Below are 16,195 nucleotides of genomic sequence, written 5' to 3'. Positions count from 1 at the left end.
ATTTGGCAGGCGCGGGTTTCTAGCGCCCAAAAGAAAGAACGCCGATGACCGACGTTTTCTATATCAACCTGGATCGCGTGCCTGCCCGCAGATCGTTTATGGAGGGGCAGTTTGCCAGGGTCGGAATTTCAAGCGCCACAAGGGTCAGCGCCACTGATGCTAGCCTTCCCGGCGCGTTGGAGGGCAACGGATACGTGCCGGGAACTGGCAGCCGTTGGGGCCTGACACCCAGCGAAATCGCGTGTTTCGAGAGCCACAAGAAGGTCTGGCAGCAGGCAGTTGAGCAGGGTTTGCCCTCCATCGCGGTATTTGAGGACGACGTAGAATTTTCGCAACATTCTGCTGAGTGCATCCGGAATATTCTGGCCATGCCTCATGAATATGATCTGGTAAAATTTGACTATTCGCCGCGCGCACTTCGGTTTGGTCCTGAGCGCGATGTTAACGGTGTCAATGTTCGGCCTTTGCTTGAAATGGCACCTAGTGCGGCGGCCTATGCACTGTCTCTGGAAGGGTGCAGAAAGTTGCTTGCGTGGTCGGACAGGTATTCGGATCATCTTGACGATTTTGTACTCATGCCGCGATCCGGATGGAAAATGTATCAGTGTTTTCCAGCCGTCGGGGTTCAGGTGATCTGGTCCAAGTCGCAAGAGAATTCCGGGGCGTCTGTGAAAACAAGCGAACGGACGCAGGACAAAACGATCAATAGCGGCCTTGATAAAGGTCCGCTTTGGTTTCGCGCACGCCGCGAATTGATTGCAGCCGGGCGGAAACTGCGTTGGCGATCTGGTGGTGAGGCTGGCTTGATCAGGCAGGGTGGATTCAGTGGGTTTGTTCCGGTCGCTTCGGACCTGAACGTCTGAAAATTGCGCTAGAAAACACATCGAAAAATACTGAAGAGTTCTTACGGCCCCAGAGCCACTGCTGTTGATTTGTTCAAAAAAGTTAACAAACCGGGCATTATGATCTAACCTTTGACTATGATTGGCTAATGCAAAGGTAGTTTGTGGGTTATGAGCCAGACGATTTATGAAAAGTATGGCGGGTTTAAAACGATAAGTCGGATCGTCATGGCATTTTACGAAATGGCATTGGATTCTGATCAGATCGGCGAGTATTTCACGGACATCGACCTGCCGCGCCTGATCGACCACCAGACAAAATTTGTGTCATCATTGGTTGGCGGACCGGCCTCGTTCAGTGACGAGAGGATCGAAGCCGTCCACCGTCATCTGAATATCTCGCATGCCGATTTTGACGAAATGGCGGAACTGTTCGCAGAGGTTCTGTCAGGTCACGGTATGTCAGATGCAGATGTGAAGGTGGCGATGGCAGCGATCGAGGAAAAACGCTCGATCATCGTCGCCAGAGATGCGGCATGAGCATTTCTGCAATCAACGAGCACCTTTTGCGGGCCATTGGCGTCGGCGTTGCGGTGGTACGGGCGTCGGACTTCAGCTTTGTCTTTCACAACGAGCCATTTGGAGAGTGGTTTGGCGTGCCTGAAAGTGGTCAGACACTGAAAGACATATTGCCTGATCTGGACCCGGAAGAGTTGGACAAGGTTCGCGATGCGGGTCTGCGATACTCGGCTGAGCTGCATATCAAGCCAAAGCGGCGAACGTTGATCTTTGCCACGACAATTTCAATGGCGAACTCACTGGATGAGAAAATTCTGGTGGTTGAATGCCAGAACATCACGCGCATCCGCGAACTGGAAAGCATGATTGACAGCTATTCGACCATGGTCGAACGCAACACGCGGGAGTTGGAGCGTGAAAAGGAGAGGGTGGAGCGGCTGTTACTGAACCTGATGCCGCGGTCGGTATACGAGGAATTCAAGACATTCGGTGTCGTTACCCCCCAGTTGTATGAGCAGGTTTCGGTGGTCATGCTGGATTTCGTGAACTTCACCGACTTTGCCGCCCGGACGGACCCAACCATCACGCTGAGCGAGTTGAACGACATATTCACGGCCTTCGACCGCATCGTCGAGCAATTCGGTTGTGAACGGATCAAAACGATCGGTGACGCTTATCTGGCGGTATCGGGAATGCCCGATGCCACGCCTGATCACGCAACCGCTGTGGCGCATTGTGCTGTACGGTTCCTGCGATACCTTGAAAGACGCAACGAAAGCCATCCGAACAAATGGCAGGCCCGGATCGGGTTGGGGACGGGTGCGGCGGTCGGGTCGGTCGTTGGTATTCAGAAATACGTTTATGACGTTTTCGGACCAGCGGTAAATATGGCCTCACGTCTACAGGTCTTTGCCAACCCGATGAAAATCGTGGCTCCGGAAGAAATGAAGTTCGCCTTGATCGACGAATTTCAGGTGGCTGATCTGGGCGCGGTGGACATAAAGGGTATGGGTGAGATGGACCTGATCAGTGTCACGTCCAGTCTGCGATCCCCGCAGCCCAGCGGATGGATCTGATCGCTTAAATTTACTGTTTCATTCGTCGTGGGGTATTAGACCCAGACCGCGAAGATATATGCCGATGCCGGTCTCAAGCAGGTCTTCCGGAGGGAACGGGGAGCTGGCACCTGTATTGCGGGCATAAAGTTCCACAACACCGTGGCTCATCGCCCAGATATGTGCGCTGAACATTGAGGCCGGGGGGCGTTGTTCCGGTGGGATATGTTCAGAAAGATCAGCTGCCGCTTTCTCCAGAACACTCTTTGCCCTGTTGGCCGCCGCCGCCAGTTCGGGCGTTCGGTTGACCGATATGCCGCTTTCGAACATCGCGATATAGTGGCCCGGATGCTTGCGAGCAAAAGCCAGGTAGGCGCGGCCCGTCGCCTCGAATGCGGCCAGGGCTGACGGCTGGCCCTTGTCATAGGCGAACTGCATCAGATCAGCGAACATTTCGAACCCCTGTCGCGCCGCTTCGGCAATCAGGTCTTCGCGTCCGTGAAAATGCCGATAGACGGCTGCCGGTGTAACGCCGGCAGTTTTGGCCGCTTCGGACAGGGTGAAACCGGTTGGACCCTTTTCCTCGATCAGCCGTAACGCGGCGTCGATCAGGGCCTGTTTGAGGTTTCCGTGATGATAGCCGCGTTTAGGCATCCCAGATATCAGGGCCTCCGCAGATTTTGGTATCTGTCTTGCCCACGGCGTTTTCGTCTTTTTCGTCGTAGTCCAATGCGTTCAGTACGGTGCGGATCGCGGCCAGTCTGGCGCGTTTCTTGTCATCTGACCGAATGACCGTCCATGGGCAAACGTCGGAATGGGTTCTGGTCAGCGTCTCGGAAATCGACTGAGTGTATTCGTCCCACTTGCCCAATCCGGCAATGTCGATGGGGCTGAGTTTCCATTGTTTCAACGGGTCGGTTTCCCGTTTGAGAAAACGATTCAGCTGTTCGGCGCGACCCACGTTCAGCCAGAATTTGAACAGCTGGACGCCATCGTTTACCAATCCGGTCTCCAGGGGCATGACCTGCCGGAAAAAGCGTTCACGTTCCTCGGCTTCGCAAAAGCCAAAAACGTTTTCAACGACGCCGCGATTGTACCAACTGCGGTCAAAGAACACGAGCTCACCACCCGAGGGCAGGTGAGAGACATAGCGCTGAAAATACCATTGGCTCCGCTCGGCATCCGAGGGCTTGGCCAGTGCAACCACACGTGCGCCACGTGGATTCAGGTTTTCGCGGAACCTTTTGATTGTACCGCCTTTTCCGGCGGCGTCCCGGCCTTCAAAGACGATTGCGATGCGCTGGCCGGTCTCCTTCACCCATGATTGCAGTTTGACCAGTTCAATCTGCAGCGATTCCATCTGGTCGTCATACTCTTTGCCTTTCATCCGTTCGTCATACGGATAGGTGGGGTTGAGGATGTCGCCCTTATCCGAACCTTCAATGGCCGTGCGAATCTCTTTCGGTGCGTCTTTGGAGAAGTACTCCTGAATCGAACCTTTTTTTGATCGCGCCATATGATGCCTCGTAATGAATCCGGTACGTTACTATGGAATGTGAATCCCGTTAACGCAAACCCGCACGTTCTGCAGCGCGTTCGATTGCTGCGGCAACTTCGTCCGCCGCGACGACCTGAGGCATGTGGCCGATTCTGTCCAGCTGTATCAGTTCCGCGCCGGGAATTTCCTGGGCAAGCCGTTCCGAATGCCTTGCAACGCCGACGGTTTCGTCGGCCGTGCCGTGAACGATTTCCGTCGGCACGTTGATCTGGCCATAGAGCGGTTGCAACTCTTCAATTTCCTGTGCCAGATTCGCCCGTTGCAGAGCGTTGGAATGCATCGAGCCCCGGCGAAGCGTCAGACCTGGCCCGAAGTGATCGATATATCCTTCGGGCGTCTTCTGTGGGGCGAAAACTTCGTCCAGTGCGCTTTCGACAAACCAGTCGGGGACGAAGGCAGTAATCAGGGGAAGCGCGACGGCGCTGCCGACCGGATTTGACGCCATGCGATTGAAGTAATCCAGCGGTTCATCCCAAGGGTGTGAGGCTGGAGCGATGGGGACTAGCGCCGAAATGTGATCCGGCTGGCCGACAGCCCAAGCAAGCGCGACCGAACCACCATAGCTTTGCCCTGCAACGATCGGTTTGTCGGCACCGAGTTGCGCCGCTGCGCGTTGCAGGATTGCGGCCTGTTCCAATATGGATTCGCCGTTCGGGTCGAAACTTCCGGAATAGCCAAGCCCGGGGCGGTCGAAAACGATGACGCGGAAGTTCTCGGCCAGAATCGGCGCCAGGGCAAAGGTCATATCGCGCGTGTTGCCGCTGGAACCGTGGATCAGAACAACATCCGGACCTTCGCCCATCACCACCGCATGGACCGGTACGCCATCTACGTCCAGAATTTGCCCTTCCGGAGGAAACTGTGACTCTGCCGATGCCTCGTGCCGCGCCGCCTTCCAGGCGGTGAGCATTGCCAGGCCTACGATCAGCAGACCCAGAGTTATGAGAACTTTAGTGGCCAATTTTGCTCATATCGAATGGGGTGGTCTGATAGATTTCGTTGATCCAGTTTCCATATAGAAGGTGCGCGTGGCTGCGCCAGCGATTTTGCGGCGTGTTGCCGGGGTTGTCATCCGGATAATAGTTGATTGGCACGTTGATTGGCGTCCCATTGGCCACGTCGCGGTCATATTCCTGCTTCAGCGTATCACTGTCGTATTCGAAGTGGTTGAATATATAGAGCGCGCGATGGGTCTTGTCCTGCACAAGACACGGACCAACCTCTTCACTGCCAAGGAGTGTTTTGAGACCCGGCGCGACGTCAATCTCGGCCTGCTTCATCTCGGTCCAGCGGCTGACGGGAATAACACAGTCGTCAGAAAATCCACGCAGGAAAGGGGATGAGGGGGCAAGGTTCAAGTGCCGGAAGCAGCCAAAGGCCTTTGCATCCAGCATGTGTTTACGCACGCCGTGAAAGTGATTGATCATCGCCATTCCACCCCAGCACACACCGAATGTGGAATGGACGTTGGTTTGCGTCCAGTCAAATACCTGGCTGATTTCATCCCAATAGGTGACATCACCAAATTCAAGGTGCTCGATCGGGGCGCCGGTAATAATGAGACCGTCGAACTTTTCTTGCTTCACCTCCTGAAACGGGCGATAGAACTCTTCCATGTGTTCGGCGGCGGTATTTCTGGTCTGATGCTCGGTCATCCGGATCAGCGACAATTCGATCTGCAGAGGTGTCGCACCAATCAGACGGGCGAACTGGTTCTCCGTCTGAATTTTCTTGGGCATCAGATTCAAAAGGCCAATTCGCAGTGGCCGGATATCCTGCCGGGCGGCCTGATCGTCGGACATGACCATGACGCCTTCCTTTGTCAGGACGTCATAAGCGGGCAGGTCGGATGGGATTTTGATCGGCATTGGCTCGGGCTTTTGATGTAACGAATGAAATCGGGAACTTAGGGGCGGTCGGCTTGGGTCTCAAGTGTGCGTTCGATCAACTCATCGAAATCACCGGCATCGCGCACGTTGGAGATGTCATCGGCAGTCACCGTCACACCCCAGTTTTGCGCCATCGCCTCGTATCGTGGCTGACGGTGGGCCAGGGCGCGTGCATAGGTCCAGCGGATAAAGGCATCAGGGTCGACGTCTGCCTCGGCACAGCCCTGTTGATCCAGATAGTCGTTCCAGACCCGGCCCAAAAATTCGGATTGGTAGGACATAGGCTTGGGCGCCTTGTCGAACCGGCGGACAAGCTCTTCGGTATGGGCGTCGTCGCCCTTGATCCAGATCATCAGAGTCTGCCGTGAAAGTTCGGAAAGAACCTTGTCGTTGGGGTCATCGGGGTTGACCCATTCGCAGATCGAACCGCCGGTGTCACAGATGAAATGGGGATAGCCGTACAGACGTTCCGCGCGATCGACGAAGTACTCTGTGTCCAGCAGCGCGTGAATTTCGGCCAGTCGGAACTGTTCCTGCCTGCGGCTGTACTCGGTCATCTCAAGCCCGCCGAGGGCCGGGTTTCCCGGCTTTCCGAGATATGTGGAAACCGGCGTCAGGTTCTCAAACGATATGTTCGAGCCGATATAGATCGAGTCCGACAAAAGCAGATCGCGCAGAAACGGCACTTTCATGGCTTCGGCTTTGGCGTTGTCGGTGATGTATTCACCCATATAGCGCGTGCCGATCCGGTAATCGATCGAGTAGTGGAACCACTGGCCAGAGTCGCGCAGGATGTTCGAGACATAGGTTTTTCCCAGCCCGGACATGCCGAAGAAAAGCACTTTCTTCCGCGCCGCATTGCGCCATTCACCAGCCGAGCCGTAGATCATGTCCCGATGTCCCTTTTTCGCCCTTGCTAGAACGGGGACAAGGCGGCGTCAATTGCGCTGGCCCGATCTGTTCAGGATTACAAGGCCAACCGCAAGCAGCGCAAATCCTGCATAGGCCTGCGGCTGCAACGCTTCGTTCAGCATTACGGAACCAAGCAGAATTGCGACCGGCGGGATAATGAGCGTTACCAGCATCAGATTACCGCTGCCCGCCATCGCCAGAACCCGATAGTACAGCAGATAGGCACCTGCGGTTGCGAACAGCGAATAATAGGCAATCGCCCCCCATGTTTCGATGGGCAGGGCCAGTGTGGGCACGCCGTCAAAATAAATCGTGATTGGCAACAGACACAGCGTTGACGTCGTCAGCATCCCGGCAGCAGCAACTTGCGGAGAGAGGGAAGACAAGGTTTCGCGCGCCCAGGCCGCTGCAAGCGCGTAGGACACGGTGCCCGCGATCACCGCCATTTGGGCCGCGCTGCGCAGATCAAATTGAATCAAATTCCCAAGGCCGATGGCGGTTGCAACACCGAGAAAGCCCAGCCCGACACCCAGAACCCGCCCTTTGGTCAGTTTTTCATCGGGAAACCAGATGGCAGCGACGACGATTCCGAAGATTGCCGTCATGGCATTCAGAATCGAGGTAAGGCCGCTTTCGATATACAACTGACCCCATGCCATTAACGAAAACGGAATGACGTTGTTCAACAGCCCCATCACCAGAAACGCGCCCCAGATGCGGGGCGACAGGGGGACCTTCAACCGCATTACCCAGACTATCAGCCAAAGCGCCAGCATGGCCCAGAACGTTCGGTGCAAAACCGAGGTCATGACGGGAATGGTATCGAGTGCAATCCGGATTGCGACGAAAGATGCGCCCCAGATCACGCCTAACAGGATCAGTTCAAGCCATGCCTGCGATGAAAGTGTTTTTTGAGTAGTCATGATTACTTTTGTGCATTTTTCGTTTCAGGCATCGACCCGAAACATGCGCAAATCTCTGGCAGCGATGGAATTTCGGTTCAGGCGTCCTTTTGAGCCTGAACACGGCTTTCGGATCTCAGGTTCAATGTGATCCCTGCAAAAATAACGGCTGCTCCAAATATGGTCCAATAGTCTAGGGATTCGCCATAAAGCAGCATTCCGATGATCGCGATGGTCGGCAGGCGGGCAAAGTCAAAAGGTATGACAACCGTGGCCGGGGCAATCGCAAGGGCGTTGGTTATGCAATAATGGGCCAGCAATCCTGCACATCCGACAAGAGTGAGGAAAGGCAGGGTTGTCATCGTGGGCAAGGTGATCTCACCGTCCAGTCCCGACGCCGCAAGCCCAAGTATGGCCTGCATTCCGGTCAGCCAGAACATGATGCACCCGATCGAAGCGAACCGCGTCAGCTTTTTTGTCGAAATAGTCGTGAGGGCGAAAAATACTGCGGACAGCCCGGCAGCGATGACTCCCGGGTTCAATGTCGTTGCACCGGGGCGTGCAACGATCAGAATTCCGATGAAACCGATAACGGCGGCAGTGATGCGCACGGCTGTCAGGCGCTCTCCCAGCAAAAGCGGCGACAGAACGATCACCCAGAGCGGTTGGGTGAATTCCAAGGCAAAGACCTGAGCCAGAGGGACGGTTACGACGGCAAAGAACCAAAGGTTCTGACCAACGAAGTGCAGGCTGTTCCGGATCGCGTGCAAACCCAGATGGCGGGTAGAGACCTGATGCCATTGACCGCTGAACGACAGGACGATCCATACGATGACCGCACCGATTACACTGCGATACATCATGATTTCGAAGGTATCGTGCGTGACGCTCAGTTCCCGCCCGGCGATGGCCATGGCCGAGAACGAAGCGATGGCTCCGGTCATCCACAGTGCGGCCTTGCCGATTTGAGCCTTGCCCTGATCCATCCTTTCCCTCCTGCGGACACGAGGAACCGGAAAGGGCAGGGTGGTCAAGTGTAATCACAAAAAGATGGGAATTCTGCGACTGGAAATGGAAAGGCCGGGCAATTGCCCGGCCTTCTTTCAACTCATTCCCACTCGATCGTTCCGGGTGGTTTCGACGTGATGTCATAGGTGCAGCGATTGATGCCCTTGACCTCGTTGATGATGCGCGTTGCGGTCTCGCCGAGAAAATCGTGGCTGAATGGATAATAGTCAGCCGTCATCCCATCGACGGATGTCACCGCTCGCAAGGCACAGGCGTAGTCGTAGGTGCGCCCGTCGCCCATGACGCCCACTGTGCGGACGGGCAGAATGGCGACGAAAGCCTGCCAAATTTCATCGTAGAGGCCATGTTTGCGAATCTGGTCGATATAGATTGCATCGGCTTCACGCAGGATTTCCAGCTTTTCGCGTGTGATCTCTCCGGGGCAGCGGATGGCCAGGCCCGGGCCAGGGAAGGGGTGGCGACCAATAAAACTTTGCGGCAGGCCAAGTTCGCGTCCAAGGGCACGGACCTCGTCCTTGAAAAGTTCCCGGAGCGGTTCGACAAGCTTCAGACCCATCTTTTCCGGCAGACCGCCTACGTTGTGGTGCGACTTGATAGTGACCGACGGGCCGCCACTGAAAGACACGGATTCGATCACATCAGGATAGAGTGTGCCCTGAGCAAGGAATTCTGCGCCGTCAATCGTGTCGGCGTGTTTCTGGAACACGTCGATGAAAAGCTTGCCGATAATCTTGCGCTTGGTTTCCGGATCGCTTTGTCCGTCCAGCTCTCCCAGAAACAGCTCACTCTCATCCGCGTGAATGAGCTGGATATTGTAGTTGTCCCGGAACATCGAGACGACTTCCTGCGCCTCATTCTTGCGCAGCAGACCGTGGTCGACGAACACGCAGGTCAGTTGGTCACCGATGGCCTCGTGAATCAGGATCGCAGCCACCGAGCTGTCCACGCCGCCGGACAGACCGCAGATGACTTTCTTGTCGCCAACCTGTTCGCGGATCTTGCGGATCATCTCGTCGCGATAGGCGCCCACGGTCCAGTCGCCTGTAAAGCCCGCCAGCCTGACGAAGTTTTCGTACAGCTTTGCGCCCTTGGGCGTGTGGTGAACCTCGGGGTGGAATTGTACCGCGTAGAAGTGGCGGTTTGTGTCGGCGGTTATGGCGTAAGGTGCGTTAGGGGAGGTGCCGTAAACCTCAAAACCCGGAGCGATTTCGCTTACGTGATCGCCATGGCTCATCCAGACCTGCTCGTCCCCATCGGCGAACCAGCCGCCCAGCAAATCCAGATCACCTTTGGGGGTGACATAGGCGCGACCGAATTCCGCCGTACCATGTCCACTTTCAACTTTGCCGCCCAACTGATGCATCATCACCTGCTGACCGTAGCAGATACCTAAAATCGGAACGCCGTAGTCAAAGATTTCCTGCGGGGCGCGCGGTGAACCTTCGCGGGTAACGCTGTCGGGCCCGCCCGAGAAAATAACGGCCCTTGGTGCCATTTCTCGAACAACGTCCATTGTGACGTTCTGGTAGGGGTGAATTTCGCAATAGACGTTCAGTTCGCGCAGGCGGCGGGCGATCAGCTGCGTCACCTGGCTGCCGAAGTCGATGATCAGAAGGCGGTCATGGGATGTCTGGCTCATGACTGGCTCTTAGGTCGCAAGTCTTGCATGTGCAAGCAGAATAAGGTCGTTTGTGGCCACGTACCTGAAAGCAACAAGGATTCCGCACATCATGCCCGCGATGGAATTTCGAAAAGCAGTGCAGGAAGACGTTGAAGCGATCATCGCATGCATAAAAGCAGCCTATGCCGACGCTGTTAGCAAGATTTCTGATATTCCAGACGTGACGGATGGAATCGCCGAAGATGTAGAGGCAAACCGGGTCATTCTTGCCGAAGCAAACAACGCGCTTTTGGGTGTCGTTGTTTGGCTGCAGAAGGGTGAAACTGCCATGATTTTCAACCTTGCGGTCTGGCCAGACAAGCAGGGACAGGGCGTGGCGCGCAAGCTTCTGGAGCTGATCGCACAAAAGGCCAGGGCCAACGGGGCCAGCCGAATGGAGCTGAAGACCCACAGATTGATGCAGGAAACAAGATCAATGTATCGGCATCTGGGCTGGGTCGAAATCGATATCAACGAGAACAAGGTCACGATGTCCAAAGATCTTTGACCTCGGACCAACGCTGCGACCGGTATCTGGCTGGCGTCCGCAAGGTCAGTTTCCCAGATGGCCTGCCACAATGTGCTGTTAAAAGTGCCCGTCCAAGCGTAGATCGCCGCCAAACATCTGAAGAGAACAGTGTTGGGTATTCAGACACCGTGCCGATTTCGGTTGGGGCTGAGATATTCGGGATTTTTGTCCTATTTCATTAACATTCAAATGCGGGAGGAGCGTCAAAGACTTCCGAAAGCGGCGGTCATGTCGCTTTTCCCCCTATAGCGCCGCAATCCATGGTCTGAGGACTTTGGCCATCCTGTATCAAATTCTGCAAGTCAAACCACAACACGGGATTAACGCATGGCAGAGGCAAACACCCGGCGCAAAGGTCGCGGCGGCGGCGGTGCCGCCAGACGGGCCGAGCGCACCGCAGTCCGGATCGAGACTGCAAAATACATCGAACGCAACATTCCCAATTTCGAAATTCTCAATGACGAGGCGCTCGAAATCATCGAGGCCAACGCGGAAACGATTCTGGAAGAAGTTGGCGTCAATTTTGTTGACAATCCTGCCGCATTGGAGCGCTGGCGCGCTGCCGGGGCGGATGTCGACGGCGAGCGTGTTCGTATCCCTCGCGGACTTGCTCGCAAACTGTGCGAGACTGCGCCCAGCAGCTTTACCCAGCACGCCCGCAATCCGGAGAAATCCGTTGTCATCGGTGGGCGCAATCTGGTGCTGGCCCCGGTCTACGGTCCTCCGTTCGTTCGTGATCTGAATGGCGGACGTCGCTATGCCACGATGGACGACTTCAACAAGTTCGTGAAGCTCGCCTATATGTCCAAGTGGCTGCACCATTCGGGCGGGACTGTGTGCGAACCCACCGATATTCCGGTGAACAAGCGTCACCTCGACATGCTGATGGCGCACATGACTCTGTCGGACAAGCCGTTCATGGGTTCCGTTACCGATCCCAGCCGCGCGCAGGATTCGGTTGAGATGTGCGAGATTCTGTTTGGCAAGGAGTTTGTCCAGCAGAATACCGTGATGACATCGCTGACCAACATCAACTCGCCGATGACTTTCGACGACGTGATGATGGGAGCGCTGGAAGTTTATGCCAAGAACAACCAGGCTTGCATCGTTTCGCCGTTCATCGTTGGCGGTGCTATGGCGCCGGTTTCGGTAGCAGGAACGTTGACACAGGTTCTGGCCGAGGTTCTGGCCGGTATCGCCTACAGCCAGCTTGTTCGCGCAGGGGCACCTGTAATCTTTGGTGCGTTCGTGACTTCCATCGACATGAACTCGGGCGCGCCAACATTCGGCACCCCAGAGGCCGCGCACATCACATATGGTGCGGGTCAGTTGGCCCGTCGTCTGGGCGTTCCGTATCGTTCAGCCGGATCGTTCTGCGGTTCCAAATTGCCCGATGCTCAGGCAGCCTATGAGACTGCAAATTCGCTCAACATGGGTCTGATGGCCGGCGTGAACTTCATGTTGCATTCGTGTGGATGGCTCGAAGGCGGGCTGGTCGCCGATTTCGAGAAATTCGTCATGGATGCCGACCAGCTGGGTGTACTACACGGTCTGGCCAGGGGCGTTGCCTATGATGACAACGCGCAGGCAATGGACGCAATTCGCGAAGTGGGGCCGGGTGGCCACTATCTTGGCTGTGCCCACACGCAGGCGAACTTCAAGGATGCGTTCTGGAAAACCGATTTGCTGGACTACAAGCCGTTTGAAACCTGGGAAGAGGAAGGTGCGCGGGATACGCGGACACTGGCTTCATCACGGGTGGAGCACTTGCTGGCCAACTATCAGCAGCCGCAGATGAACCCCGATACCACCGCCGCACTGAACGAATATGTGGCGGAAAAGAAAGCGTCGATGCCCGACGCCTTCATGTAATCGGCGAAATTATCGATATTGTGAGGCGCGGCTGGCCTGAAACAGCTGCGCCTCACCCATCAGGGCGATCAACAGATCGAGATGCTGAACCAGAGAGTAGGCAGCATCGTTATCACGACGACTCATGTCGACCTCACGCTCCAGATCCATCAGACGCATAAGCGCCGAGCCTGGACCGGGTATCGCGCCATATCCCAGAATTCTTTGCAGATGCTGTTCCCGGCAATAGTCTTGCGCGCCTATTTTTGCGGCCCTGATCAACAGGCGGGGGCGGCGGAGTGTCGAGAGTTTTGACATGATGTCCTGCATGTTTGTTCCTGTCTGAGAGAGTTGCTTTGCGTCATGATTTGCACAACTCAAGCGGGTGTTGCCTGAGATTAAGAACTTGCGAACGATGGTTTCACGTCTGTTTATCTTTTTGAATCAATTCTAGTTCGCGCCATCAGGCATTAACGAGTAAGTAAGAAAAGCAACTCTAGGTAGATTTTGTTAACTCTGATGCCAATGGCGATTGGGATTTACTCTTTGTCGACGAGGGCTCACAAATATGAACAACAGCATGGCAATCACCGTTCCGGCATGGGTCCCCGAAGGCGCGCAACGTTACCTTGCTCATACAGAGGCTGGACGGTCGATCCGGGATTTGGCGAGATCGGCCGGATGCCACGCTTCGACCATCCTTCGTCAGATCAGACGTATCGAAACGCGCCGCGACGATCCGTTGGTTGATGCCGCTCTGCAATCTCTGGCAGAAATCCATTTTCCTTCGATCGGAGGCCTGATCGCTCCGGAAAAAGCTCCGGAAGCTGCCAATGATCAAAACCCGCTTTCCGCCAAGGAAGAAGAGTTCAATCGCGAGGCATTGCGCGTTTTGCGCCGTCTGTGTGAAACGGGATCGGTTCTTGCGGTTGCGGAAGATATGGACAAGGCGGTGGTCGTTAGAAACGTTGGGCAGGATTGCACGACCAAAACAGCTGTCGTTGACTGCCGGATTGCGCAGGGTCTGGCGCTGAAGGACTGGATTTCGTGCGAGAATCCGGGCCGGATATCGCGCTATCGTATTACGGCCGCTGGTCGGGGTGCTCTGGGCAGTTTGTTGGCCGAAGCTGAGAATAAGGCCCGCGCGAAGAACGAAATGGGGTTTTCGGACACTCAAGGGGCTTTTGCGCATGACCGCGAGGAACAGTCTGAACGTCCGCGGCGCATTCGTTACAGCGTTGCTGAAAGTCCGCTTGTTGCGCTGGCAAGGCGCAGGGACAGGGACGGTAACCCATTTCTTGATGAAACCCTGGTCCGCGCAGGTGAGCGTTTGCGCGAAGATTTCGAATTGTCCCAAGTCGGGCCGCAGGTCACGCAGAATTGGGACAGGTTCCTGACCGGATGCAACCGTGAGAGTTTTGGCGCGGGTGCGCACAGTGTCGGCGGTTCTTCAGAGGCCCGCGACCGGGTGGCCCGAGCATTGTCCGACCTCGGCCCGGGCCTCAGCGATGTTGCGCTGCGGTGTTGTTGTTATCTGGAGGGCTTGGAGTTGGCGGAACGCCACATGGGCTGGTCGGCCCGGTCGGGTAAAATCGTGCTGCGCATCGCTCTGCAGCGGCTCAAGCGCCATTATGAATCGAACTCGATGCAGGATCGAATGATCGGATAGACTGAAGCGCAATACTGGGGATAGAAATAGGTTGTGGTTTTGCGGGTTTTTGATAATCAGCGGTTATGAATTTCACTCTCAGACAACTGCAGTACTTCAGGGCTGTTGCCGAACAACGCAACTTTGGCAGGGCTGCGCAGGTGTGCCACGTTTCGCAGCCCGCTCTGTCGGTTCAGATCAAGGGACTTGAGGATTTGATGGGCGGGCCGCTGTTCGAACGGCGCGCCCGGGACATCCTGTTGACGCCGCTGGGGCGCGACGTGCTGGACTATGCCCGGCGCGTGCTTGCCGAGGCGGACCGTCTGGACCGATTTGCCCGGGATCATTCAGGTGGTCACAGGTCGCTGTCGCTAGGGCTGATCCCAACCATGGCGCCATATTTGCTGCCCGGCGTGTTGGCAGCTCTTCGGGCTGGGGATGTTTCATTGCGCGTCCAGATTCGCGAGGCCAGAACCGAACGGCTGCTGGGCATGCTAGGTGACGGGGAAATTGACGCTGCAGTTCTTGCGCTGCCGTCAGCAGTAGCCGGGATGCATGACGAGCCGTTGTTCGAAGATCGTTTTCTGTTGGCCGGGTGCGAGGCACGGCTCAGGCTTTTGACTTCCGGACCGGAAGCGTTACGACCGACCGATCTGAAATCGGCCCATTTGATGTTGCTGGAGGATGGTCATTGTCTGACCGATCAGGCCCTTGAGGTGTGCGGGCAGGATCGAACCAGCGCACGGATAAATATGGGAGCCTCATCGCTTGCCACCTTGTCCAGACTGGTTGCCGAGGGGTTTGGGATGACGCTGATTCCCGAACTGGCGGCGCAGGCCGAAACCAGCGCGGTCCCCGGCCTTCGATTGCTTCGTTTTGCTACGCCGCAACCCGCGCGTACGGTTGGTTTGGTGCGGCGGACCTCGACCACTGGCGAGGAATGGTTTGATGAACTTGCCGAGGTTATCCGCCGGGTCGGTCGACAGATCGTGGACGGGACACGAAACGAAAAAGGCCCGCCACTGGCGAGCCTTTGAATCAGTCTGACTGGTCGCTTCAGGCCAGCGCGGGCTCGAGCGCCTCATCAAGGTGCTTCATCAGGTTTTCCGGCGAAGAGACGCCATATGGATCTTCGGGGCAGTTATCCATCAGGCCGGGCTCTTCGAACCATGCCTCAACAACACCGTTGTTCACGATGGCTGCATAGCGCCACGAGCGCATGCCAAAGCCCAGATTGTCCTTGTCGACCAGCATACCCATTTTGCGGGTGAACTCACCCGATCCATCGGGGATGACTTTTACGTTCGACAGGTTCTGATCCTGTGCCCACTTGTTCATGACAAAGCTGTCATTGACGGACATACAGTAGATTTCGTCGACGCCTTTGGCCTTGAAGTCCTCATATCCCTTCTCAAAACCCGGCAATTGGTAGGTCGAGCAGGTCGGGGTGAATGCACCGGGCAGCGAGAACAGGATCACGCGCTTGCCTGCAAAGTAGTCTGCAGTGGTCTTGTCTTCCCAACGGAACGGGTTTGGGCCTTCGATCGACTCGTCACGCACCCGTGTGTGGAACGTCACGTTTGGCAAATTTGCGCCAGACTTCATATTCAAACTCCTGTGGTTCACCTGTGTTTGGCACCTGCCTTAAAATGATTCTAAGCGCGCTTCAACGACTGAAATTCAGTGATTGGCGAATGATGTGAATGTTGTGGAAATGTCTGCTCTTTAACGGAAAATTTGCCCTCCCGCGCGCAGGATATCGGCTGTGACAGAGTGTCGTTGCATAGCGGCCATGCGTCGC

General features: G+C 55.9%; 17 protein-coding genes. 7 read left to right on the top strand and 10 right to left on the bottom strand.

The genetic code is table 11. The annotated features are described in order from the left end of the window. The first annotated feature begins 44 nt into the window (after positions 1-44). From ACR0NW_RS01355 to ACR0NW_RS01345, 3 genes are all read left to right on the top strand, one after another. Positions 45-863, top strand: a complete 819-nt coding sequence (locus tag ACR0NW_RS01355; protein WP_480449291.1) for a glycosyltransferase family 25 protein — start codon at positions 45-47, stop codon at positions 861-863. A gap of 150 nt (positions 864-1,013) precedes the next feature. Continuing rightward, positions 1,014-1,382, top strand: coding sequence for a group I truncated hemoglobin (locus ACR0NW_RS01350; RefSeq protein ID WP_170650205.1), 369 nt, complete (start codon positions 1,014-1,016; stop codon positions 1,380-1,382). Continuing rightward, positions 1,379-2,437, top strand: coding sequence for an adenylate/guanylate cyclase domain-containing protein (locus ACR0NW_RS01345; RefSeq protein WP_480449293.1), 1,059 nt, complete (start codon positions 1,379-1,381; stop codon positions 2,435-2,437). Before ACR0NW_RS01350 ends, ACR0NW_RS01345 begins: the two co-directional genes overlap by 4 nt. 18 nt (positions 2,438-2,455) lie before the next feature. Here ACR0NW_RS01345 and ACR0NW_RS01340 read toward each other — a convergent pair whose 3' ends face one another. From ACR0NW_RS01340 to guaA, 8 genes are all read right to left on the bottom strand, one after another. Further along, positions 2,456-3,070, bottom strand: a complete 615-nt coding sequence (locus ACR0NW_RS01340; RefSeq protein WP_170650202.1) for a TetR/AcrR family transcriptional regulator — start codon at positions 3,068-3,070, stop codon at positions 2,456-2,458. After that, positions 3,063-3,932 (bottom strand): polyphosphate kinase 2, encoded by an 870-nt coding sequence (gene ppk2 / locus ACR0NW_RS01335; protein WP_480449295.1) that lies wholly within the window; start codon positions 3,930-3,932, stop codon positions 3,063-3,065. The genes ACR0NW_RS01340 and ppk2 overlap by 8 nt, the downstream gene beginning before the upstream one ends. A 49-nt stretch (positions 3,933-3,981) precedes the next feature. Further along, positions 3,982-4,935, bottom strand: coding sequence for an alpha/beta fold hydrolase (locus ACR0NW_RS01330; RefSeq protein WP_480449297.1), 954 nt, complete (start codon positions 4,933-4,935; stop codon positions 3,982-3,984). Then, positions 4,925-5,842, bottom strand: coding sequence for a homoserine O-acetyltransferase MetA (gene metA / locus ACR0NW_RS01325; protein ID WP_480449299.1), 918 nt, complete (start codon positions 5,840-5,842; stop codon positions 4,925-4,927). The genes ACR0NW_RS01330 and metA overlap by 11 nt, the downstream gene beginning before the upstream one ends. Before the next feature lie 38 nt (positions 5,843-5,880). Beyond that, a complete protein-coding gene (locus ACR0NW_RS01320) occupies positions 5,881-6,753 on the bottom strand; it encodes an ATPase (protein ID WP_480449301.1) in 873 nt (290 codons plus the stop codon). A gap of 48 nt (positions 6,754-6,801) precedes the next feature. Next, the gene (locus ACR0NW_RS01315; RefSeq protein ID WP_480449302.1) at positions 6,802-7,698 is read right to left on the bottom strand and encodes a DMT family transporter; all 897 of its coding nucleotides are present in this window, start codon (positions 7,696-7,698) and stop codon (positions 6,802-6,804) included. Positions 7,699-7,775: 77 nt separating this feature from the next. After that, positions 7,776-8,663, bottom strand: coding sequence for a DMT family transporter (locus ACR0NW_RS01310; RefSeq protein WP_480449304.1), 888 nt, complete (start codon positions 8,661-8,663; stop codon positions 7,776-7,778). A 122-nt stretch (positions 8,664-8,785) separates the two neighbouring features. Then, positions 8,786-10,345, bottom strand: a complete 1,560-nt coding sequence (gene guaA / locus ACR0NW_RS01305) for a glutamine-hydrolyzing GMP synthase (RefSeq protein WP_480449306.1) — start codon at positions 10,343-10,345, stop codon at positions 8,786-8,788. A 91-nt stretch (positions 10,346-10,436) separates the two neighbouring features. On the opposite strand from guaA, the gene ACR0NW_RS01300 reads away from it, so the two are divergent. After that, a complete protein-coding gene (locus ACR0NW_RS01300; RefSeq protein WP_480449308.1) occupies positions 10,437-10,874 on the top strand; it encodes a GNAT family N-acetyltransferase in 438 nt (145 codons plus the stop codon). Between the two features lie 348 nt (positions 10,875-11,222). Next, complete coding sequence (locus ACR0NW_RS01295) at positions 11,223-12,767, top strand: trimethylamine methyltransferase family protein (RefSeq protein WP_480449310.1); 1,545 nt, start codon at positions 11,223-11,225, stop codon at positions 12,765-12,767. Between the two features lie 9 nt (positions 12,768-12,776). On the opposite strand, the gene ACR0NW_RS01290 is transcribed toward ACR0NW_RS01295, so the two are convergent. After that, positions 12,777-13,076 (bottom strand): DUF6477 family protein, encoded by a 300-nt coding sequence (locus tag ACR0NW_RS01290; RefSeq protein WP_480449312.1) that lies wholly within the window; start codon positions 13,074-13,076, stop codon positions 12,777-12,779. 238 nt (positions 13,077-13,314) lie between these two features. Between ACR0NW_RS01290 and ACR0NW_RS01285 the strand changes: the two genes are divergently transcribed. Then, entirely contained in the window at positions 13,315-14,415 is a 1,101-nt protein-coding gene (locus ACR0NW_RS01285; RefSeq protein WP_480449314.1) for a DUF6456 domain-containing protein, read from the top strand. 65 nt (positions 14,416-14,480) lie between these two features. Further along, positions 14,481-15,431, top strand: coding sequence for a hydrogen peroxide-inducible genes activator (locus tag ACR0NW_RS01280; RefSeq protein WP_480449316.1), 951 nt, complete (start codon positions 14,481-14,483; stop codon positions 15,429-15,431). Between the two features lie 19 nt (positions 15,432-15,450). Here ACR0NW_RS01280 and ACR0NW_RS01275 read toward each other — a convergent pair whose 3' ends face one another. Continuing rightward, positions 15,451-15,999 (bottom strand): redoxin family protein, encoded by a 549-nt coding sequence (locus tag ACR0NW_RS01275; protein ID WP_480449318.1) that lies wholly within the window; start codon positions 15,997-15,999, stop codon positions 15,451-15,453. Positions 16,000-16,195 lie beyond the last annotated feature (196 nt).

The organism is Ruegeria sp. CF5 (genome assembly GCF_056537325.1).
The sequence above is the reverse complement of the archived record's forward strand: the minus strand, read 5'-3'. Positions and strand labels throughout refer to the sequence as shown.